General features: G+C 73.2%; 12 protein-coding genes and 2 pseudogenes. 8 read left to right on the forward strand and 6 right to left on the reverse strand.

The genetic code is table 11. The features are described from left to right. Positions 1 to 27 precede the first annotated feature (27 nt). Positions 28 to 1,284 carry a hypothetical protein gene (locus tag P3G67_RS10000; protein ID WP_276093105.1) on the forward strand — a complete coding sequence of 419 codons (1,257 nt, stop codon included), beginning with the start codon at positions 28 to 30 and terminating at the stop codon, positions 1,282 to 1,284. On the opposite strand, the gene P3G67_RS10005 is transcribed toward P3G67_RS10000, so the two are convergent. From P3G67_RS10005 to P3G67_RS10030, 6 genes are all read right to left on the reverse strand, one after another. Further along, the gene (locus P3G67_RS10005; protein WP_276093106.1) at positions 1,236 to 4,877 is read right to left on the reverse strand and encodes a glycosyltransferase; all 3,642 of its coding nucleotides are present in this window, start codon (positions 4,875 to 4,877) and stop codon (positions 1,236 to 1,238) included. The genes P3G67_RS10000 and P3G67_RS10005 overlap by 49 nt on opposite strands. Further along, entirely contained in the window at positions 4,874 to 7,948 is a 3,075-nt protein-coding gene (locus P3G67_RS10010; RefSeq protein ID WP_276093107.1) for a glycosyltransferase, read from the reverse strand. Before P3G67_RS10010 ends, P3G67_RS10005 begins: the two co-directional genes overlap by 4 nt. Beyond that, positions 7,945 to 8,742, reverse strand: coding sequence for a glycosyltransferase (locus P3G67_RS10015; protein WP_269858237.1), 798 nt, complete (start codon positions 8,740 to 8,742; stop codon positions 7,945 to 7,947). The genes P3G67_RS10010 and P3G67_RS10015 overlap by 4 nt, the downstream gene beginning before the upstream one ends. Positions 8,743 to 8,936: 194 nt before the next feature. Beyond that, a complete protein-coding gene (locus P3G67_RS10020; protein WP_276093108.1) occupies positions 8,937 to 10,679 on the reverse strand; it encodes a TIGR03767 family metallophosphoesterase in 1,743 nt (580 codons plus the stop codon). Between the two features lie 192 nt (positions 10,680 to 10,871). Beyond that, a complete protein-coding gene (locus tag P3G67_RS10025; RefSeq protein ID WP_276093109.1) occupies positions 10,872 to 12,785 on the reverse strand; it encodes an ABC transporter ATP-binding protein in 1,914 nt (637 codons plus the stop codon). Between the two features lie 255 nt (positions 12,786 to 13,040). Continuing rightward, positions 13,041 to 13,463, reverse strand: coding sequence for a hypothetical protein (locus P3G67_RS10030; RefSeq protein ID WP_276093110.1), 423 nt, complete (start codon positions 13,461 to 13,463; stop codon positions 13,041 to 13,043). Positions 13,464 to 13,712: 249 nt separating this feature from the next. Here P3G67_RS10030 and P3G67_RS10035 point away from each other — a divergent pair. The 7 genes and pseudogenes from P3G67_RS10035 to P3G67_RS10065 all read left to right on the forward strand — a co-directional run bounded on the left by P3G67_RS10035 (position 13,713) and on the right by P3G67_RS10065 (position 21,342). After that, positions 13,713 to 14,079, forward strand: a pseudogene (locus tag P3G67_RS10035) (phosphoketolase family protein). Further along, a pseudogene (locus tag P3G67_RS10040) lies at positions 14,076 to 14,450 on the forward strand (phosphoketolase family protein); the annotation flags it as partial. The pseudogenes P3G67_RS10035 and P3G67_RS10040, both read left to right, overlap by 4 nt. Before the next feature lie 80 nt (positions 14,451 to 14,530). Continuing rightward, the gene (locus P3G67_RS10045; RefSeq protein WP_276093112.1) at positions 14,531 to 16,969 is read left to right on the forward strand and encodes a glycoside hydrolase family 65 protein; all 2,439 of its coding nucleotides are present in this window, start codon (positions 14,531 to 14,533) and stop codon (positions 16,967 to 16,969) included. A gap of 92 nt (positions 16,970 to 17,061) precedes the next feature. Further along, a complete protein-coding gene (locus P3G67_RS10050; protein ID WP_276093113.1) occupies positions 17,062 to 17,490 on the forward strand; it encodes an Hsp20/alpha crystallin family protein in 429 nt (142 codons plus the stop codon). 33 nt (positions 17,491 to 17,523) lie between these two features. Beyond that, positions 17,524 to 18,933 carry a nicotinate phosphoribosyltransferase gene (locus P3G67_RS10055; protein WP_276093114.1) on the forward strand — a complete coding sequence of 470 codons (1,410 nt, stop codon included), beginning with the start codon at positions 17,524 to 17,526 and terminating at the stop codon, positions 18,931 to 18,933. Further along, positions 18,930 to 19,529 (forward strand): class I SAM-dependent methyltransferase, encoded by a 600-nt coding sequence (locus P3G67_RS10060; protein ID WP_276093115.1) that lies wholly within the window; start codon positions 18,930 to 18,932, stop codon positions 19,527 to 19,529. Before P3G67_RS10055 ends, P3G67_RS10060 begins: the two co-directional genes overlap by 4 nt. Before the next feature lie 97 nt (positions 19,530 to 19,626). Beyond that, entirely contained in the window at positions 19,627 to 21,342 is a 1,716-nt protein-coding gene (locus tag P3G67_RS10065) for a sensor histidine kinase (protein ID WP_276093116.1), read from the forward strand. Positions 21,343 to 21,432 lie beyond the last annotated feature (90 nt).

Raw genomic sequence — 21,432 nt, forward strand, 5'->3', positions numbered from 1 at the left:
TCCCGGTACCGTGTTGTGGTCATGGGCATGACCGAGAATCCGCGCGACCGCCGAGGACGGTCCCGGTCGCTGCTGGCGGCGGTGGCCGTGTTGGTCGGGGTCGCCCTCGTGATGGCCTCGGCCGGATGCCAGCCCGGGAGGCGGCAACCTCCGCGCGGCGGCCCGTGGTTCGGGGTGTTGCAGGTCGGTCCCGGCTCAGTACGGCCGTTGGCCGGAACCGGGGTGGACCGGGCGGTCGTCGGGCTGGACTGGAGCCGTTACGAGCCCGAACCGGGGCGGACCGACGCCGCGTACGTTGCCGGAGCCGTCCGCCTGATCCGGCTGTTGAAAGCCCAGGGCATCGGGGCCGTGCTCGATCCGGGGCTGCACCATCCGCCGTCCTGGGTGTTCGCGCTCCCGGGCGCGACCCGCTTCCAGGACCAGTACGGCGTGCAGTGGCGGGGCTCCGCGACCTCCGGTACCGCGGTGGCGAACGCCGTGTTCGACACCGCGGTCCGCACCGCAGAAGGCGACTACCTGCGCCGGATCGCCGCCGACCTGGGCGGCGGGACATTCGCCGCGGTCCGGGTCGGCGGCCTGCTCAGCGGCGAGCTGCGCTATCCGCCCGCGGACGACGGCGCCGGACACCACGACGCCGTCTGGTACTTCGACTCCGGTGCGCGTGCCACCGCCCCGGTCCACGGCTGGCGGCCGGGCACGGGCGGCAAGGCGGATGCGGAGCGTTCCGTACGCGGCTACCTCGGCGCGTTGACCGAGTACGAGCGGTGGTTGCTCGGCGCCACCGCCGCCGCCTTCCCCAGGGGGCAGTTACAACTGCTGCTGCCCGGCTGGGGGTTGCGGCCCGGTCAGGTGACCGCCGCGGTCGACGACGACCTCGACGGGCACAGCCGGGCCGAGCAGGGCGGCATGCTGTCTTCCGGACTGGCCTGGGACGGCCAGGTTCGAGCACTCGGCGCGTACCGCTCCCGCGCCCTCGCCTACACCACCTGGCTGGACGCGCCCTCCGGCGGCCGTTCCCCGCAACTGGTCAGCCCCGCCGAGTACCTGGCCGGGCTGACCGCTGCGGTAGGAGTGCCGTTGGCCGGGGAGAACACCGGGCAGAACGCCACCCGACAGGCGCCGAAGTCCGCCCTGCGGGTCTGCCTGCACCGGGTCCGCACCCTGCGGCTGGCCGGAATGATGTGGATGAGCGAGCCCGACCTGCTCTCCGGCCGGGCCGGGCTCACCCTGGCCGACTACGCCGGCGCGGTGTCCGCGCTCCGCTCCCGGGGCACCGCGGACTGACCGCGTACCACCGGCAACCCGGCCAGCCAGCCCGCCAGCGTGGCCGCGTCCAGCGACTCCGCGCGGTGCGCCGGAACCCCCGAAGCGGCCAGCCAGGCATCGGACTTGGGCTCGAAGGAGATGCCGAACAACTCGGTGCGTTCCGCCACCGCGTAGATCTGGGCGTGCAGCCGCATCGCCACGATCCCGCTGGCCGCACCCACCAACGCCTTGGCGACGGCCGGATGCAGGCCGGGGCCTGCCAGCGTGGCCCGGGCGCCGAGCCCGGAGCGGCGTGCCACCTCGACCGAGAGCGCCGCGTCGCCCAGTGCCGTGCCGAGTCCGTAGTCGCCACGGTCGGAGAGGCAGAGGAAGACCACCGGGCGCTCGTCGTCCCACTCCCGTAGTGCGTCGGCGACCGCAGCCAAGACGCGCTGCCGCATTCCGGGGTCCGGCATCGGCTTGAGGCTCACCAGCAGCGGACGCGTCGCCGGATCGACACCGGTCGCCTTCCGCACCCGTTCGGCCGGTGCCGGGGCCAGCGACTCGGCCGGGTCGGGGACCAGCGCAGGGCGCACCCAGCGGGCCGGTCCCGACGAGAGCAGCTGCCGGGTGCCGGTGTCCCGTACCGTCACCGTGCACGCGTGGCGGCAGGCCAACTGGAGCAGCCAGCATGTCGGTTGGGGGGTGTCGGGATACGCGCCGATCGCCACTACGTGCAGTTCCTTGCCGAGCAGCCTGCCCACCAGCAGCACCGCGGGCAGCGCCCGCACCAGGGGCGGCAGTCCGCGCCCGAACATCCCGCCACCGCCAACCGCGATGGCGTCCGCGCGCAGAAAGGCGCGTACGGCGCGAACGGAGGTGGTGCGTACGGCGGCCAGCCCGTGCAGCCCCGTGACCGCGTCCGGATCGCGGCTGACCACCGTGAACCGGTGCCTTCGCTCACCGGCGAGTTCGCCGAGTCTGACCAGGATCGACTCGTCACCGGTGTTGCCGTTGCCGTAGTTGCCGATCAGCAGGGCGCGGCCCGCCCGGCCGCGGCGGTCCCGCAGCAGGTGGCGCAACTGCGCCCGGGTGTCCAGCGGTGCGTCGGCGACCGGCCCTGACGCGTCACGGTAGACGGCGAGTTGGGCATCCGCTATGCGGTCCCAGTCCAGATGGCGCACACTGGCCGGACCGGCGGCGCCCAGGGCCGCGCAGTGCTCGGGGTCGGCCGCGAGCTTGGCCAGTGCCTCCGCGTAGCCGGTGACATCGCCCGCGGGCACCCGCACTCCGACGGCCTCACCGACCAGCGCGCGCAGGCACGGGATGTCGTACGCGAGCACAGGCGTCCCGGTGGCCAGCGCCTCGGCGGCGACCATGCCGAAGGTCTCGTAGCGGCTTGGCATGCACACCAGCCGGGCACCGGCCAGCAGGTCGAAGCGGGCGGTGCCGTCCACCCGGCCCAGCCAGTCGACTTGGTCCGCGATGCCCAACTGCTCGGCGAGACGACGCAGTTCGGCCTCGTCCGGTCCGTCACCGGCGATCCGCAGCCGTGCGCCGAGTCGCGGCGCGGCCTCGGCATAGGCGCGCAGCAGCAGGTCGAGGCCCTTCTGGGCGATCTCAAGGCGGCCGAGGTAGAGCAGGTCGCGGCGGTCGCCGGTGGCGGGGACGCGGTGGTCGAACGCGGCCGGTTCGAGGCCGTTGGGCACCGCCGTGACGGAGGCGGCCGGACTGCGGCGGCGCAACTCCTCGGCGAGGTCCTCGCTGACCGCGACCAGCCGCTGGTGTGAGGCCACCCCGAGCCGTTCCACCACCCCGAACGGCAACTTGTACTGGCGGGACTTGTCCCGGGCGAACAGCCACTGCACCACACCGACCACCGGACGGCGGGTCAGATGCGGCACGCACAGCGAGGAGAACGGTGCGGCGAAGTCCTCCACCACCACATCCGGGTCGGTGCGCCGCACCAGCAGCCACAGCCCGACCAACACGGCCGCGAAGTAACCGAGTTGGCCACTGAACCGCACCCGCCCGAGCGGCCCCAGGCGCGGCCCGAACGGCAGGTACCGTACGCCGTCGACCACAGCCGGGTCGGCTCCCGGCCAGCGGGCGCAGGCGACGGTGACCTCGACCCCGCGGGCGGCCAGCCGACGGTTGACCTCATGTGTGCGCACCGAGCCGCCGCCCGCGCCCGGTTGCCGCGGGTCCTCGAACCCCAGGTGGAGCACCCGGTACGGTCCCGGCCTGCGGCGGCGCGGCCGTACCGCCAGACCGGCCAGGGCGCACACGGCGAGGGCGGCGCAGCCCCACAGCACCGGACGCGAGCGCAGCGCGGCCAGCACCGTCCAGGCCACCGCGCCCGCGAGCAGGGCCGTGGCCGCACCGGCGGCCGGGCCGAGCCCGCTGACCCGGCGGCGCACCAGGGCGAGCAACAGCAGCGCGGCCGTACCGAAGACGGCCGCCGCCGACCAGGCGAGCGCCGCCGGGTCCTGCGACGCGGCGGCGAAGCCCCCGGCACCCACCAGGCAGACGGCACCGAGCAGCACCAGTGCCGGGCGCACCGGACCCCACGCCTGGAACAGTGTGGTGACGAGGTTGACCGTCGCCGCGGCCAGCCCGGCGAGCCCCAGCGGCAGCAGCAGCCCGGCGGCGGACGCGTACCGGGCCGGCAGCAACAGCCCCAGCACGCTCGGCGGGCAGGCGGCCACTACCGCGGTGACCGCGACAGCGGTGATCCAGTGCAGCCGGAGTACCCGGCGGAAGTCGGCACTCGGCACTCGACCACCGCCCGCCGGACGGGCCGCGGCGAGCCTGGGGAAGACCACCATGGCCAGCGCGGTGGCCAGGAACACCGGCACCCGGGCCAGTACCAGCAGCGCCTGGTAGGTGGCCAGGCCCGCCGCCGCGCCGCGTACCGCCGAGGCGACCAGCACGTCCAGGGTGAGCAGCACCGACACCAGCGTCTGGATGCCGCTGATGGCGGCGGCCTGCCGCCACAGCTCGCGCCGCTGCCGTACCGCGTCGCCGTCCCGGGCACCGCCGCGCGGCCCGACCAGATCGCGCCGCATCGCCAGCAGCCCGCCAGCCGCGGCCACCCCGGCGCCGACCGCGAAGGCGCCGATCACCCCGGTGCTGCCCCAGCCGAGCGCGGCGGCGGTCACCGCGACCGCGATCCGCACCGCCACCTCGGTCACCCGCAGTGCGCCCAGTCGGCCGAAGTCCTGACGGCCCTGGAGGTAGCCGGCCGCCGCGGACAGCAGCATGATCAGCACACAGGCGGCGGCGAGCACCGCCAACAGCGCGGGACCGGCGTACCGGCTGACCGCCGCACAGGCCGCCGCCGCGCAGCCCACCGAGAGCCCGAGGCTGAGCCGCAGGCAGGAGCGCAGCGACTGCCGACGCCTGGCGCTGCCCGCACCGCTCACCGCCACCTCCCGGGCGAGCACCCACGGCACCGTGGCAGAGGCCAGGGTGCCGACGGTCAGCAGCACCGAGGACACCGCGGCGTACCCGGCGTAGGCGGACGGCGGCATCAGCCGCACCAGAACGAGGGACAGACCGTAGTTCGCCGCGCCGACCAGCACCGTGGCGGCGGTCAGCAGTGCGGCACCCCGGTCCAGCCGGGCGCTCATCGGCCACCGCCCTTCCCGCCGGTGAGCGGACGTACGTCGTAGACCCGCAGTTGGCCGTTGGTGGCACCGGACTCGGAGTGCAACAGCCGGGCGTGCCACTGGAGTTGGCCGACGAGTGCCGGGTCGAGCGGGCTGTAGCCCTGGGCGACGAGTTGGGTGGACAGCAGCAGGTAGTCGGCGTGGCCGCGGTCGAGCGCGGCGAGGGTGTGCCAACTGCCCAGCCGTACGCCCTGCATCAGGAACTGGGCGCTGCCCTCGGTGACGTCCACGGTGCTGCCCGGCGGAATGTGGGTCCGGGCCCAGGCGAGGGTGCGCCGGTAGGCGTCGTCGTGCCGGGTGTGGACGTCCGTCCACGCCCAGGCGTCGAGGGCCAGGGCCAGCGCGGTGAGCACGGCGACGGCCCGCAGGCCGCGGGCGCCACCACGTCGGGTGCCGGTGGGGTTCGCGGTGCTGTGGGAGCCGGGAGCCACCGGATGGGCCAGATCCACGGCAAGGGCCAGCGCTCCCGTGCTGGTGACGACCAGCGGGTAGAACATCTGCTCCTCAAGCGTGCCCAAGCCGATGGCGTACAGCAGGAAGAACAGCGCGCCCGCCGCCCAGGCGGTGACCACCGAGCGGGCCGGCTCGGCGGTGAACTGCCAGGGCTGCCGGGCCCGGCGTAGCAGCAGCCAGGCGGTGGCGCAGCCGCCGACCGCGATCAGCGCGTACGGCACACCGAACTGCCCCAGGTTGGCGAGCAGTCGGTGCCCGAGACTGGCCGAGGCGGTGGCGGTCGGCCGGTTGAAGCCGGTGATCTGCCGGGTGCCGACGGCACGCGCGATGCCCGCGGTCTTCTGCGCCCACCAGGCCGGCCAGCCACCGGCGGCGGCGGTTGCCGCCACGTACACCGCGTAACCCGCCAGCGTGGTGGCCACGGCGGTCAACCGCAGCCGCCGTACCGCGTCCCGGGCGCTGAACGCCAGTACCGCCAGCGGAACCAGGGTGACGAGTGCGTACAACTCCTTGGTGGTGACGGACAGCGCGAACAGCAGTCCGGCGAGTACCCCCGTCCCGGTGCGGGCGCGCCCGGTCGCGGGGGTGCGGGCCAGCACGAGCATCCCCAGGGCCGCGGCGGCGGTGGCCGGGGCCTCCAACATCAGCCTGCTGTCGAAGCGGTTGAGGAACGGGTCGCAGGCCAGCAGCAGTCCGGCGGTGAGCGCGATCGACGGCCGTACGGTGCGTCGCAGCAGCGCGGTGACGGCGACCGCGGTCAGCGAACCGGCCACGGCGTCCACCGGCCGTAGCGCCAGCGCCAGCCGGAGCGTGTCGCCGTGTGCGCCAACCGCCTTGATGACGGCGGCGAGCAGCGCGAAGAACGCCGGAGGGTGCAGGTCGAAGGGATGGCCGTAGAGGGTCACGCCATGGCCGGTGGCCAGGTCACGGCCGACATTGACATAGGTGATCTCGTCGATGAACAGGTCGTAAGAGCGCTGGATGAACGCCAGCCGCAGGCCCATTGCCAGCACGAACAGACCCGCCAACGCGGCGCCCCAGCGGGCCCGTTGGGGCCGGGCGTGCCCCGGTGTGGCGGGTGACGGGCGCCGGGCCGGACCTACCGGTGGATGCTGCCGCCAGCCCAGGGCGTCGCCGTGCCGGGCCAGCCGAATGTCAACGTCGCCCCGCGCGAGGGAGGTTGGCGCGATGCGGCGGACCACCGCTTCGGCGTCCTGCTCGTCGGCGCCGACCAGCAGCAGCGCCGCGTCCGGCCCCGAGCGGTCCACCAGGTCGGTGGCGCGCAGCGCACCGAGGTCGGCGCGGGCGAGCGCGGCGGTGGGCAGCCGCACCAGGGCGCAGGCGTCGGTGACGGTCCTGCGCTGCGGGGCGAGGTGCCGCAGCCGTTGCCGCTCGGCGGTGAGCGCGGCGAGCAGATGCCCGGCGGTGGCGTCCCAGCCGAACCGCCCGGCCCACTCGCGGCAGCGCACCGCCCACTCCTCGGCCCGCTCCGGCGTCTGGACCGCGCGCAGCGCGTCAAGCAGGGCGGCGCCAAGGTCGCCGTCGGGTTCCACCAACCAGCCGGTGGCGCCGGGCCGTACGGTGTCCCGCAGGCCGGGCACCGCGTACGCGACGGCGGGCACGCCCGCCGCTGCCGCCTCCATGACCGACAGGCCCCAGCCCTCGCCCATCGAGGCGGTGGCGGTGATCCACGCGGATGCGACCAGCTCGTCGCGCTTGTGCCGGGACACCCGGCCGTGGAACACCACGGCATCGGCGACGCCCAGTTCGGCGACGAGCTTCTCCAGTTCCGGCCGCGCCTCGCCGTCCCCGACGAGGTGCAACCGCACACCGGGCAGCTCGCGTTGGAGGCTGGGGATGGCGCGCAGCAGATGGTCGACGCGTTTTTGCCGGACGAGGCGGCCGACGCACACGATGCGTGGCGCACGGTCCCGGCGCGCGGTGCGCGGGTCCGGGGCCGGGTCGGGTGCGGGTTGCCCGCAGGGGGCCAGGTACACCGGCCCCGGAAGGGAGAGCCGGGCGCGGATCTCGGCGCGGGAGGAGGGGGAGACGGCGCTGATGGCGCGCTGCCGGTAGACCAGCCGACTGCCGCGGTTCTCCAGCCAGCGGCCGAGCGCGGCCAGCGGCCCGGGGAACCAGACCCCGAACTGGTCCTGGTGCACATGGTGGATCAGCAGCACGACCGGTGTGCGTCGGCGCAGTGTGAGCGGGGTGAAGAACGGGATGCCGTTCTGCGAGTCGATCACTGCGTCCACCCGGGCGCGGTGGAACAGCAGCCACAGCAGTACGAACGGGTACACGGTGAACCGCCCGCCGCCGCGCACCACCGTGCCGTACCGGGTGTGTTCCCGCCGGGCGGTGCCGGGTGGGCGGGCGGTCAGGTAGGTGACGCGTACGCCCGCGCGGTGCAGTTCCGCGGCGACCTCCTCGCAGTACAGTTCGGCGCCCCCGGCCTGCGGGTGCGGTGCGTCACGCCAGTTGCAGACCACCACATGGCGGTCGCGCCATTCGGTGACGCCGGGGAAGGCGTCGGCCAGGGACCGGGTGCGCGGCTTGGCGACCGCGGTCGCCTGGCTCACCGTGCCGCCTCGGGGACGGGCTGGAAGCCGGCCAGTGAACGGTGCAGTCGCCACAGATCGCGGGCCACCCGGCGGCCGTCGGTCAGCGGCCGGAAGCTGGAGCCCTCCTGGTCGCTCCAGGCCACCGGGAACTCCTGGAGTGCCAGCCCCAACGCCCGAGCGCGGGCGATCACTTCGAGGTCGAAGGCGAAACCGACGGTGGTGATGTCGGCGAAGATCCGCCGGGCGGCACCCGCCTCGAAGAACTTGAAGCCGCACTGGGTGTCGGCGATCGGCCCGGACAACCGGCGGGTCAGCAGCCTGAAGCCGGCGCCGCCGAGCCGCCGCACCAGCGGTTGGCGCACCTTCAACTCGGCGCCGTGGCAGCGCCGGGAGCCGATCACCACCTGGTGTCCGTCCTGGAGCAGGGCGAGCGCGTCGTCGACGGCGGCGGCCGGGGTGGCGAGGTCGGCGTCGCAGAAGCCGACCCAGCGGGCCCGGCTGGTGACCATGCCGCGGGCCACCGCCGCGCCCTTGCCACGGCGGGAGCAGCCGGTGACGGTCACCGGTACGCCGCGGGCGGCGATCCGGTCGGCGCACTCCGCTGTGCGGTCGCTGCTGCCGTTGTCGATGACGCGTAGGGCGCTGCGCAAGGGGAGTTGGCGCAGGTGGTCGGCGAGCGCGAGGAGGGTGCGGGCCAGTCGCCGCTCCTCGTTGTAGGCGGGTATGACGAGTTCCAGGTCGACGGTGGATAAGCTCCCGGGCGGGGACGCGGTGGGGGGAGCGTCACGTCGTTCCGTGTGCGGTGAGTGCATCGGGATTCCTTTGGGGGGACATGCCGGGAATGGGTGACATGCCTGCGTCAAGTGATCCCGTCGACACTATCCGTGGCGGAGCGTGCGCCGACAGTGCTCCACGATCTTTTAACAGGGCGGTAGCACGCTGTTTTCATCGCGAAGCGAACGGGGCCGACCGGTGAACGGATCGGCCCCGTCAGGGAGTTGAGCGGTCAGCCGCGTGGCTTGGCCAGCAGCAGTTCGGTGTTGTGGTCCGCCGGGGTGCCGAGCTTGACGGCCGGGGTGGCGTACGGGTCGTTGTACGACAACTCCCGGTACAAAGCGGCCAGTCCGGCGTTCGAGGTGTCGCCGAAGTCGGTGTCGTAGCGGGCGGCCGACTCCACCAGAGTGGTGAACAGCGACAGGGTGCCGTCGCCGTTGTCGGCGATCTCGATGATCCGCGCGTGCTGCGGATAGTCGATGTGGGAGGCGGTGTTGATCTCCCAGAACGCCCGCTCCGGCACCGCGTGGCCGTGCGCGGTGATCTGGTTCTGGTGGGTGTGGCCGTTCACCCAGGCCACCACGTTCGGGTACCGCTGCAACAGCGCCACAAGGGCGTTGCCGTCGTGCCGGGCCTCGAACGGGTTGTACGGATCGGGTAGCAGGTTGCCCATGGAACCGCTGGTGTGGTGGCTGAAGACGACGACCAGCTGGTTGGACGAGCCGCCGCGCACCAGGTTGCCGTCCGTGTCGTACCAGTGGTCGCTGTGCTGCCTGAGCACCGCTTCCAGCCAGTTCAACTGCGCGGTGCCGAGCGAGCCGTCGGCGAACCCGGCCCGGTTGGTGGTGTCCAGGCTGATGCCCAGCACGCCGTCCGACATCGGGAACGCGTAGTACAGCTTTCCGCTGGCGGCGGCGTCCGAGGTGAAGCCGTGCCCCACCGGACCCGGGCCGGTGCAGGCCGGGTTGAGGTGGGCCTGGGCGAACTCCTTGGGGGTGAACGGTATTCGGCGCGCATCGGCCGTCACCTCGCGCACCGGGCCACCGTCGGCCAGCAGCCGGGCGAGTTGCGCCACCGCCTTCGCCGGGTCGTTGCGCAGCGCGTCGGCCAGCTTGGCCGCGTCGGCGTCATCGCACCCTTCGAGCTTGCGGTCCCCGGTGTAGAGGGAGTTGAGCAGCCCGAGGTCGGGCAGCGAGCCCTCGATGCTGTCGTCGTGGTTGCCGACCGTGGTGTACCACGGGGTGCGCAGACCGGGCGCGGTGAACCGGCTGCCCGCGGCGGACAGGAAGCCGGACACCTGCGGGAAGCCATGCGACTTGTAGGTGTCCTGGAAGGACGACTCCGGGTTCCAGTACAGCTCGCTGCCCGAGTCCTGCACCCCCTCGTAGCGGTTGGGGTCACCGCTGTTGGGGGTGATCTGACCGCCGCTCATCACCGTCAGGTACCAGTCGAGCTCGATCCGCTCGTGGTTGTCCGTGTTGTCACCGGTCGCCATCACCAGCGAGAACGGCGCGCCCGTGAAGGGGCCGCCAGGCAGCGAGTTGACCCGTTCCACCAGCGAGGCGGCGCCGCGCACGGTCAGCGCCTCGTGCGGGCGGTACGCGCTGTCGAGGTAGCGGGCGAGGTACTCGAACCGCACCGGGGACTCGGTGTCCACCAGGTGCAGATCGGTGAACTGCACGAACGACGCCAGAGCGGTACGCCGGTCATCGCGGGTCGACGCCGCGGCGGCCAGGTCGGTGCGCACCACCAGCGGCCAACCCGGGCCTGCCTGAAGCCTCTTGTACGCTCCGCTGCCGGTCGGGATGGCCACCTGCTCCAGCGTGGTGCCCGCGGTACGGACGGCTCGGGTGGCGGTGGCGGCCAGGGCGCGATCGAGCGTCGCGGCGGACGCGAACCGGCCGCCGCCGAAAGCCAGGGCCGCGGCGGCGGCCGAGGCTCCGGTGATGAACTGGCGTCTGCTGTAAGCGGGCATGCCGCGGTCTCCTGACGGTCGGTGGGGGACGACTCATACGCGTCCGCCGCGGTACGCGCCCGAGGCCCCGACGCCGGGCTACCCGCAGGTAACGCGCCGTCCGTCAGAATGCCCGGTGACATTGGTTGTCCTGTGAACAACTGGCGAAGCAATGGTGAGGAATCGTTGTCCTGTTGGCCCTCCCGACGGATCTCAGGAGACCTCGTTGGGCACCTCGTTCACGGTGGCCGACGCCGTACCGCGGTCGTTCTGCAGCGACCACAGGTCCCGGAACAGGCCCGGAACCGCGACCAGTTCGTCGAACGTGCCCTGCTGGACGACCCGGCCGTGGTCCAGCACGACGATGCGGTCCGCGATGGTCACATTGGTCAGCCGGTGGGTGACCAGCACCACCGCCCGGTCGGCCGCGATGGCGCGCAGCCCGGAGAACACCCGGTGCTCGGCGCGCGGATCGAGCGCGGCCGTCGGCTCGTCCATCACCAGCAGCCCGGCGGGCCGGTGGAACGCCCGGGCCAGCGCGATGCGTTGCCACTGCCCGCCGGACAACTCCTCGCCGCCGAGCCACTCGCGGGCCAGCAGGGTGCGCAGCCCGGAGCGCAGCCCGCGCACCACCTCATGGGCGCCGCTGGCCTCGCACGCCTGCCACACCGCGGAGTCGCCCAACGGCGCCGGCTGGCCGAGGGTGATGTTCTGCCGGGCGGACAGCGGCCAGCGCGCGTACTCCTGCGGCACCACCGCGACCCGCTCCCAGGCCGCCAGCGGATCCACCTCCCGGGTGTCCACCCCGTCCCACCGCACCATGCCGGACGTGGGCAGGTAGAGCCTGGTGAGCAGCTTGGACAGGGTGGTCTTCCCCGAGCCGTTCTCCCCGACCAGAGCCAGCACCTCTCCCCGACGCACCGTCAACGTCACCCCGTCCAACGCGTTGCGGTCCGCGCCCTCGTACCGGTACACGAGGTTGTCCGCCCGCACCTCGCGCGGCGCCGTGGGCAGCGCGGCACCGCGCCGCAGCCGGTAGCCGCCGGCCTCGTCCAGGAACCGCGACCAGTCGTCCACGTACATCCCGGTACGGAACATCCGGGCGCCGCAGCCCACCAGGCTCTGCACCGACGCGGTGACGGTGCGCAGCGCGAAGATCGCGGTACCGGCCGAGGCCACCGACATCCGTCCGGTGCCCAGCAGCAGCGTCAGCGCCACCCACACCAGACCCGACGCCAGACCGCCGGCCGCCGCGCCGAGCAGCGCGGTACGGGCACCCCTGCCGACGGCGCGGCGCTCCGAGGCGTTCACCCGGTCGGTGATCCTGCGGTACTTGCCGAGCAGGAAGCGCGCCATGGTGCCGGAGCGGATCTGGTCTGCGGCGTGGGTGTCCGCCATGTGCCAGCGCAGCACCGACAGCATCCGGCGGTGGCCCACCATCTCCATCGCCGCCAGGTAGCTGACCCGCGCGGCCCGAACCTGCGCCACCCCCTGCGGCAGCCCGGCGAGCACCAGCAGCGGCAGCAGCACCGGATGCAGGGCGGTGAGCACTCCCGCCCCTGCGATCAGCGAGGCGGTCGCGGAGAGCAGGTCCTGGCCCTGCTGGATGAGGTCCTGGGAGACCTGCGCGCCGCGCTCCGCCGCCTCCCTGCGGTCGTTGAAGCCCGGATTGTCGTACGCCGCGAGCTCCACGTTGACCGCCGCGTCCAGCAGCATCAACTCCGCTTCCTGGGACATCAGCGGAGCCAGCCGGGCGGACAGCCAGTTGACCGCGATGCCGAGCACCGCCCGCAGCCCGGCCGCCGCCGCCAACACCGTGAGCGACGGCCAGGCCGCCCACAGCCGGTCACCGATCCGTCCGGAGGAGATCAGCGCCGTGATCGTGCCGGTGGTGGCGAGCAGCCCGAACGCCTGGGAGAGACCGGAGAGGATCTGGCAGACCAGCAGCCCGGCCACCGAGAGCCGGTCCGCGCGCCACGCCAACGCCAGTGAACGGCGGACCAGTTGCGGCAGCTTGCGCGCCATCTGCCGGGTGGTGATGGACTTTCCGGCCTCCCAGCGCTGGTCGCCGTCGAGTTGGAAGTCCAGTTCGTCGTCGGACTCCGCCGGCAAAGTGGCTTCGACCATGGCGCCCCCCACTCGGATCGGGGTGCTTCACCCCACGCGATGGCCGGACGCTATTGGGCACGGCGGTCACCATGACGGGCCTTCGCCGGAAGAACGCCCGATCGAGTGGGGGCGCGCGGTGGCCTTTCCGGCGCCGAGGAGACCGCTGGCGTGAGCGGGCTCAACGGACGGCGGATCGGAGCCCGTTGGGTCGGGCGGTACCGTGCGGCGCCACCGTCGGTCGCCGCCTACGGCACCGTGGAACCCCCGGCCTTGTCAGAAGAAGCCCCCGTCGTCGTCCACGACCTCCTCGTAGACGTCCGTGTCCTCGTAGTAGTTGTTCTCGATGACCGTGCGCGGCCGCTCGTCCTCCAGCATCTCGCCGATCAACGCGCCGCCGACCAGGCCCGCCACGCCCGCGCCCACCACGGCGGCGGTGCTGTGGCCCGGCCGCTGCTGCGGGTAGCCGGGCTGGGGGTACCCGGGCTGCGCGTAACCCGCCTGCGGGTAACCGGCCTGGGGATAGCCCGACTGCTGGGGATACGGGGCGCCCTGCGGCTGGTAGTACGGCGGCGAGGTCGTCTGCACCCGCTGCGCGCACGGGCCGCACGCCTGCACGGGGCGGGACACTCCCCACTGCGGCGACCACATCACGCTCACACTGCCTGGAGCGTGCGCGGAGTCGAAGAAGCAAGTCATATGTGCCCCCTTGAGGTCACCGGCGTTTCCCGCCGGGTGGACGTTCGGTACCGCACCCTGCCGATCCCGTCCGCACAGGGTGCGGCCAGCGTACCCGCGGCCGTCGCGGGGCCTCGGCGTGGGCCGTTCGGCTCTGCTTGCCGCCCTGGCAGGCCGCGGCCCGGCGTACCGGGTACACCACAGGCCTGAGCCGTGCCACAGGTGGCGCGTGACCGCATCCCGCGTACCGACGACGATTCGGAGGACGTCATGACCGACGCGCAGGCGGACCCTTCCGGTTCCCTCACCGAGGAGGAACTCACGGCGCTCGACGCCCACTGGCGGGCCGCCAACTACCTGGCGGCCGCGCAGATCTACCTGATGGCGAACCCGCTGCTGACCGAGCCGCTGCGCCCGGAGCACATCAAGCCGCGGCTGCTGGGGCACCTCGCCGGGGCTCACCTTCGTGTACACGCACCTGAACCGGCTCATCCAGCGGCGCGGGCCGGACACGATGTGCGTATGGGAGCCGGGGCACGGCGGTCCCCGCGGTGCTGGCGGGCTCCTGGCTGGACGGCAGTTACGCCGAGCGGTATCCCGACGTGAGCCGGGACGCGGAGGGCATGGCGCTGCTTGATGCCGGAGCGGGACCATCCGCACGGGATGCCCGACGCGCTGTTCCCGCCGGACCGACCGGTGATCTTCGCCTACCACGGCTATCCATGGCTGATCCACCGTCTGGCCTACCGACGGGCGGTCCATCCCCGACTGCACGTACGCGGCTACCGGGAGGAGGGGACCACCACCACACCGTTCGACATGGTGGTCCGCAACGACCTCGACCGGTACCGGCTGGTGATGGACGTCATCGACCGGGTACCGGGCCTGGCGGTGACCGCGAGCGCCGTACGGCAGGCGATGGCGGACGTCCGCACCCGGCACCACAGGTGGATCCGCGAGCACGGCACCGACCTGCCCGAGGTCGCCGACTGGACCTGGAGCGGCTGACCACGGGATGCCGTCCAGGTCACTCGCGGCCACCCTGGAGGGATGCGGCCGCGAGCAGCGAGAGGCGGTGGACGGGTGCGATGCCGGAGGACTGGACGTGGGAGTACGAAGGCTGGGACCCGGCGGAGGAACGGCTGCGGGAGTCGCTGTGCACCCTGGGCAACGGCTACCTCGCCACCCGGGGCGCCGCCACCGAGGTCACCGGCGGCCTGGCGCACTACCCGGGCACCTACGTCGCGGGCTGCTACAACCGTCTGGTCTCCCAGGTCGCCGGACGCATGGTGGAGAACGAGGACCTGGTCAACCTGCCCAACTGGCTGCCGCTGCGCTACCGCATCGCGGAGACCGACCACCGGCCCCCCTCAGCCTGGCTCACCCCCGCCCACCGCGGTCTGCTGACCTACCGCCAGACCCTCGACCTGCGGCGGGGCACCCTCACCCGGCGACTGCGCTTCACCGACGGGCGCCCCGCCGACCGCCGCCACCTGGGCGTGGAGCAGGTGCGGTTGGTCCACATGGGTGCCCCGCACCTGGCCGCGCTGCGCACCACCTTCACCGCCGAGGACTGGTCGGGCCACCTGGACATCGAGGCCGCGCTCGACGGCCGCACCACCAACGCCGGGGTGGAGCGCTACCGGGAGCTGAACGGCCACCACCTGGGCCGGGTGCGCACCGCCGCCGAGGGGCCGGACATCCTGCGGATGCGCTGCGCCACCCGCACCTCCGGTATCCGCATCGCCCTGGCCGCCCGGACCGCGGCCTGGCAGACCGCCGACGACGGTGACACACCGCTGCCCGTCACGCCGTGCGTGCGCCTGGGGGAGCGCACCGCCGCGCACCACCTGACCGTGCCGATCGCGCCCGGACAGCCCGTCGTGGTGGACAAGGTCGTGGCGCTGCACACCTCGCAGGACCCGGCGATCAGCGACCCGGACGAGGCGGCCCTGTACGAGGTGTCACAGGCCCCGGGCTTCACCGAACTGCTCGCCACGCACGAGGCGGCCTGGCGGCGGCTGTGGCGGCGGGCCGAGCTGGACGTCTCGGGGGAGCCCGGCCGCATCCTGCGGCTGCACCTGTTCCACGTGCTCCAGACGCTCTCCCCGCACACCGCGGGACTCGACGTCGGCGTGCCCGCGCGCGGGCTGCACGGCGAGGCGTACCGGGGACATGTCTTCTGGGACGAGCTGTTCGTGCTCCAGTACCTCAACCTGCACTTCCCCGAGGTGTCCCGGGCACTGCTCGACTACCGGTACCGACGGCTGCCGCGGGCCTGCCGGGCCGCCAGACAGGCCGGTCTGGCGGGCGCGATGTACCCGTGGCAGAGCGGTTCCGACGGACGGGAGGAGACCCAGACGCTGCACCTGAACCCGCGCTCCGGCCGCTGGCTGCCCGACCACTCCCATCTGCAGCACCACGTCGGCTCGGCCATCGCGTACAACATCTGGCGGTACGGACAGGCCACCGCGGATACCGAGTTCATGTACACCAGGGGCGCGGAGATGCTGTTCCAGACCGCCCGCTTCTGGGCCAGCGCCGCCGAGTACGACCCCGCGACGCTCCGGTACCGGATCCGCGGCGTGGTCGGCCCCGACGAGTACCACGACGCCTATCCGGGCGCGCCGTTTCCCGGGCTGGACGACAACGCGTACACCAATGTGACCGCCGCCTGGGTGCTGGCCCGGGCGCTGGAACTGGCCGACGTGCTGCCCGCGCCGCCGCGGCAGGAGCTGTTCGAACGGATCGGGCTGGCCGAGGAGGAGCTGGCCGGGTGGGAGGACATCTCCCGGCGGGTGCGGGTGCCCTTCCACGGCGGCGTCATCAGCCAGTTCGAGGGGTACGGCGACCTGGCCGAGCTGGACTGGGACGGCTATCGGGAGCGGTACGGCGACATCCGCCGCCTGGACCGGATCCTGGAGGCGGAGGGCGACACCGTCAACCGCTACCAGGCGTCCAAGCAGGCCGATGTGCTGATGCTCGGTTACCTGTTCCCGCCCGCCGAGCTGTCGGCCGTCTTCCAGCGCCTGGGTTACGCGGTGGACGACGCGCTGTGGCGGGCCACCGTCGACTACTACCTACGGCGCACCAGCCACGGATCCACGCTCAGCGGTCTGGTGCACGGCTGGGTGCTGGCCCGGGCCCGGCACGCCGATGCGTGGAAGTACTGCCAGGAGGCCCTCACCAGCGACGTGGCCGACCTCCAGGGCGGCACCACCGCCGAGGGCATCCACCTCGGCGCCATGGGCGGGACGCTCGACCTCGTACAGCGCGGCCTGACCGGTCTGGAGACCCGCGACGACACCCTGTGGCTGGACCCGGCGCCGCTGCCGGAACTCTCCGAGTTCGACCTCACCCTGCGCTACCGCGGTCAGTGGGGCATCGGGCTGCGGATGAAACCGGGGCAGCTGCTGATCAGCGTCCCCGTCTCCAACGAGGCATCGGTGCGCTTCGCGCTCGCCGACCGGGCCTGGAACATCGCCCCGGGCACCGAGCGGGTGGTCGCGCTGCCAACCGGGGAATGAGCACCGGCCCCGTGTGCGTCCGGACCGTGCGGGCGCGACGCTGGATAGCGGGGGAGCCTTCGGCAATGGGAGCAATGGGAAGGGAGTAGGCGATGAACCACGTGGTAGAGCGGCGCCAGAAGCGGCCATTCGCGCTACAGGACGTGTTCGACTGGTTCGAGACCGGCCTGCCCGGACTCCACCCGCCGGGCCTGCACAGCATCCGCGTCGAGGAGCGTTCCACCGACGACGCGTACATCGTGCGCGCCGAGCTGCCGGGTATCGACCCGGACAAGGACGTGGAGATCACGGTCGACAACGGCATGCTGACCCTGCGCGCCGAGCGCACCGAACGCACCGAGGACGTACGGCACTCCGAGTTCCGGTACGGCGCGTTCTCGCGGTCCCTGCGGCTGCCGCCCGGGGCGCGCCCCGACAACGCCACGGCCGACTACAAGGACGGCGTGCTGACCATCACGGTGCCCGTCTCGGAGCGGGCGGCGAGCGCCACGAAGATCCCCGTGAGGCACGAGGGGAAGTGAGCCGCACACCGTCGCGGGAAGGAGACGGCACCGATGTCGACGGCGAGTACCACGGACCTCTACGAGGTGACGATGGCGCTGTCGTACCTGGCGGAGGGCATGACCGAACCCGCGACCTTCGACCTGTTCGTACGGGACCTGCCGGACGACCGCGGCTTCCTGGTCGCGGCGGGACTGGAGCCGGCGCTGGACTACCTGTCCGGGTTCCGGGTAACCCGGGAGGACGTCGAGGCGTTCGCCGCGGTGCTGCACCGGCCCGCGGCCGAGCTCGAACCGCTACTGGGGCTTGAGTTCACCGGCGGGGTGCGCGCGGTGCCCGAGGGCCGGATCGTGCTGGCCGGCGAGCCGCTGCTGGAGGTGACCGCGCCGCTGCCGCAGGCGCAGCTGGTGGAGACCTACCTGCTCAACCTGGTCAGCCACCAGACGATGATCGCCTCCAAGGCGGCCCGCTGTGTGCTGGCGGCCGACGGCCGCCCGCTGGTGGACTTCTCGCTGCGGCGCACCCACGGCGTACAGGCCGGGATGCAGGTGGCCCGGCTGGGCGCGCTGGTGGGCTTCGCGGCGACCAGCAACGTGGCGGCGGCCGTCGCCTACGGGATCGCCGCCAGCGGCACCATGGCGCACTCCTACGTGGAGGTGTTCCCCAGTGAGGAGGCCGCGTTCCGGGCCTTCGCGCGCAGTCATCCGGGCCCGGTGACGTTCCTGGTCGACACCTACGACACCGAGCAGGGCCTGACCACCGCCGCCCGTGTGCTGCGCGAGCTGGGCCGCGGTCCGGGCTGCGCGGTCCGGCTGGACAGCGGTGACCTCGCCGCGCTGGCGGTGCGCGCCCGGCAGATCCTGGACGACGCCGGGCTGCCGCTGGTGCGGATCGTGGCCAGCGGCGGGCTGGACGAGTACGCGGTGGACGACCTGGTCGGTGCCGGGGCGCCGATCGACGTCTTCGCGGTCGGCACCCGGGTCGGGGTGTCGGCCGACGCGCCGTACCTGGACACCGCGTACAAGCTGGTCGCCTACCGCGGCGAGCCGGTGATGAAGCTGTCGGCGGCGAAGATGACGCTGCCGGGACCCAAGCAGGTGTTCCGCCGCCCCGGATACGACGACGTGATCGCGCTTCGCGACGAGCCGCCACCCCCGGACGGCGAGCCGCTGCTGCTGCCCGCCATGGCGGACGGCCGGCGCACCCGCGAGCCGTATCCGGTGACCGACGCACGGCAGCGGTTCGCCGCCGACCTGGCCGGGCTGCCGCCCGCCGCCCGGCGGATCCACCACCCCGAGCCGCCGCACGCCACCCTGTCCGAGGCACTGACCGCGCTGACCGGCCGGGTGCGGCACCGGATCGAGGAGGACGTCGTCGGCGCCCACCGGCGGCCCGCCCCCCGGGAGTACGTACCGAGACCGGCGGGCCGGCGGCCGGGGGACGGCGGGGGCCGAGCACCGTGACGGTACTGCCGCGCGTGCTGGACGCGGTGTTCGGGCATCCACGCGGCCTGGCCGGGCGGCTGGGCGGCGCGCTGATGGCACGCGGCAACGCCGGACAGGAGCGCTGGGCGGTCTCGGCAGCCGGACTCCACCCCGAGGAACACGTCCTGGTGGTGGGGCCCGGTCCCGGCGTCGGGCTCGCCCTGGCCGCGGAAGCGGTGGGGCCGGACGGGCTGGTCGTCGGCGTGGACCCCTCGGCGACCATGCGCCGGCTGGCCCAGGCACGCTGCGCCGCACCGGTCACCGCCGAGTACGTACGGGTGAGGGCGGGCCGCGCCGAGCGAACCGACTGCGAGGACGCGTCGATGGACGCGGTCATCTCGGTGAACAACGTGATGCTCTGGGACCGCCCGGCGGGCTTCCGTGAGCTGCTGCGGGTGCTGCGCCCCGGCGGTCGGCTGGTGATCACCGTGCACCGGCACGTGCTCGGCGTCCCGCCACAGCAGGTGGTCAGCGACGCCGTGGCCGCCGGGTTCGTGGAGCCGGAGCTGACCTTCAGAAGGCGCCGCGCCACCAGCGACGCCGTCCAGCTGCTGCTGCGGCGGCCCGCCCCCTGAACCGTGCCCGGCCGATGGCCGCCGGTCGGCGCGTGGGGTGTACTTACGCATAAGGGGACTTTCGTGATCGCACAGCCGATGGAGGGACCGGTGGCCGGTGGGGACGGAAGGAGCTAGGGGAGCCGAGCACCTGCGACGGCTGCAACTCGACGAACTGCTCGAGGAGTTGCAGGTGCGGGTCGACGCCGCCCGCGGCACCCGGGACCGGGTGCACAACCTGCTGGAGGCGGTGCTGTCGGTCGGCCGGGGCCTGGAGCTTCCGCAGGTGCTGCGGGGCATCGTCGAGGCCGCGGTCGAACTGGTGGACTGCGAGTACGGTGCGCTGGGTGTGATCGCCGAGCACCAGAAGCTCTCCCAGTTCGTGCCTGTGGGCGTCTCCGAGGAGCGGCAGCGGCTGATCGGGCACCTGCCCGAGGGTCACGGCGTGCTGGGCGAGCTGATCCGCCATCCCAAGGCGCTGCGGCTGCGCGAACTGTCCGACCATCCCTCCTCGTACGGCTTTCCGCCGCACCATCCGCCGATGCACTCGTTCCTCGGGGTGCCGATCAGGGTGCGCGACGAGGTGTTCGGCAACCTGTACCTCGCCGAGAAGCACGGCCAACGGGAGTTCGACGTCGAGGACGAGGCGGTGCTCCAGGCGCTGGCGGTGGCGGCCGGAATCGCCGTGGAGAACGCCAGGCTCTACCAGGAGACCCGGGACCGCCAGCGGTGGATGGAGGCGACCGCCGAGGTCACCCGCCGCCTGCTGTCCGGCGCCGACGAGGAGCCCGTGGTGCGGCTGATCGTGGAGCACGCCCGGCGCATCCTCTCCGCGGACCTGGGGTTGCTGACGCTGCCGGTCGAGGGCGGGGACGAGGTACGGGTCGCCCTGGCGGTGGGCACCGACGCGGAGATCCACAGCGGTCTGGTGCTCCCCAGGCAGGGCTCGTTCGCCGGCGCCGCGTTCGCCGCGGCCGGGCCGGTGACCAGCCTCGACATCGGTACGGATCCTCGGGCCAGCGCCGGGCCGCCGCGCTGGCAGGGGCTGGGACCGGCGGTGGCGGTGCCCATGACCGCCGCCGGGGAGACCCGCGGGGTGGTGCTGCTGGCACGCGCCGAGGGCCGACCGGGGTTCACCGGGACCGAGACGGCGCCGCTGCTCGCCTTCGCCGGGCAGGCCGCACTGGCCATGGAACTGGCCGAGCGGCGCCGGGACGCCGAGCAGATCGCGCTGCTCGAAGACCGCGACCGGATCGCCCGCGACCTGCACGACCTGGCCATCCAACGGCTGTTCGCCACCGGTATGACGCTGCAGAGCGTGGTGCGCCTGGTCCACCACCCGGAGGCGACGGAACGGCTGCTGCACGCGGTGGACGACCTGGACGAGACCATCAAGATCATCCGTTCCACGATCTTCGGGCTGCGGGCCCGGGAGGGCACCCCGCAAGGACTGCGGCTGCGCGCCGTCCAGGTTGTCGAGGACGCGAAGCTGGCGCTGGGGTTCACGCCCGCGTTGCGGATGGAGGGCCTGGTCGACACCGAGGTGTCGGATCCGGTGGCGGACGACGCGGTGGCGGTGCTGGGCGAGGCGCTGTCCAACGTGGCGCGGCACGCGCATGCCCGGTCCGCCGACGTCCGGATCCTGGTCGCCGAGGGCGAGTTGGCGCTCACGGTGACCGACGACGGCCGCGGCATCCCGGACGGCGCCCGCCGCAGCGGCCTGGCCAACCTCGCCGAACGCGCCGCGAAACGCGGCGGTGCCCTGCACCTCGTCACCCCGCCCACCGGCGGCACCCGCCTGAGCTGGCGCGTACCGCTGCGCGAGGGCGGTTAGCCGACGCCGCCAGGCGTGGCGCACGGTGCCTCGGCACCGGGCAGGGGCCAATGGCCGTCTGCTGGGGGACGACCGGCCCATCCCGCCCAG

The sequence above is a fragment of the Streptomyces silvisoli genome (assembly GCF_029269905.1).
In the GTDB taxonomy this organism is placed as follows: Bacteria; Actinomycetota; Actinomycetes; order Streptomycetales; family Streptomycetaceae; genus Streptantibioticus_A; species Streptantibioticus_A silvisoli_A.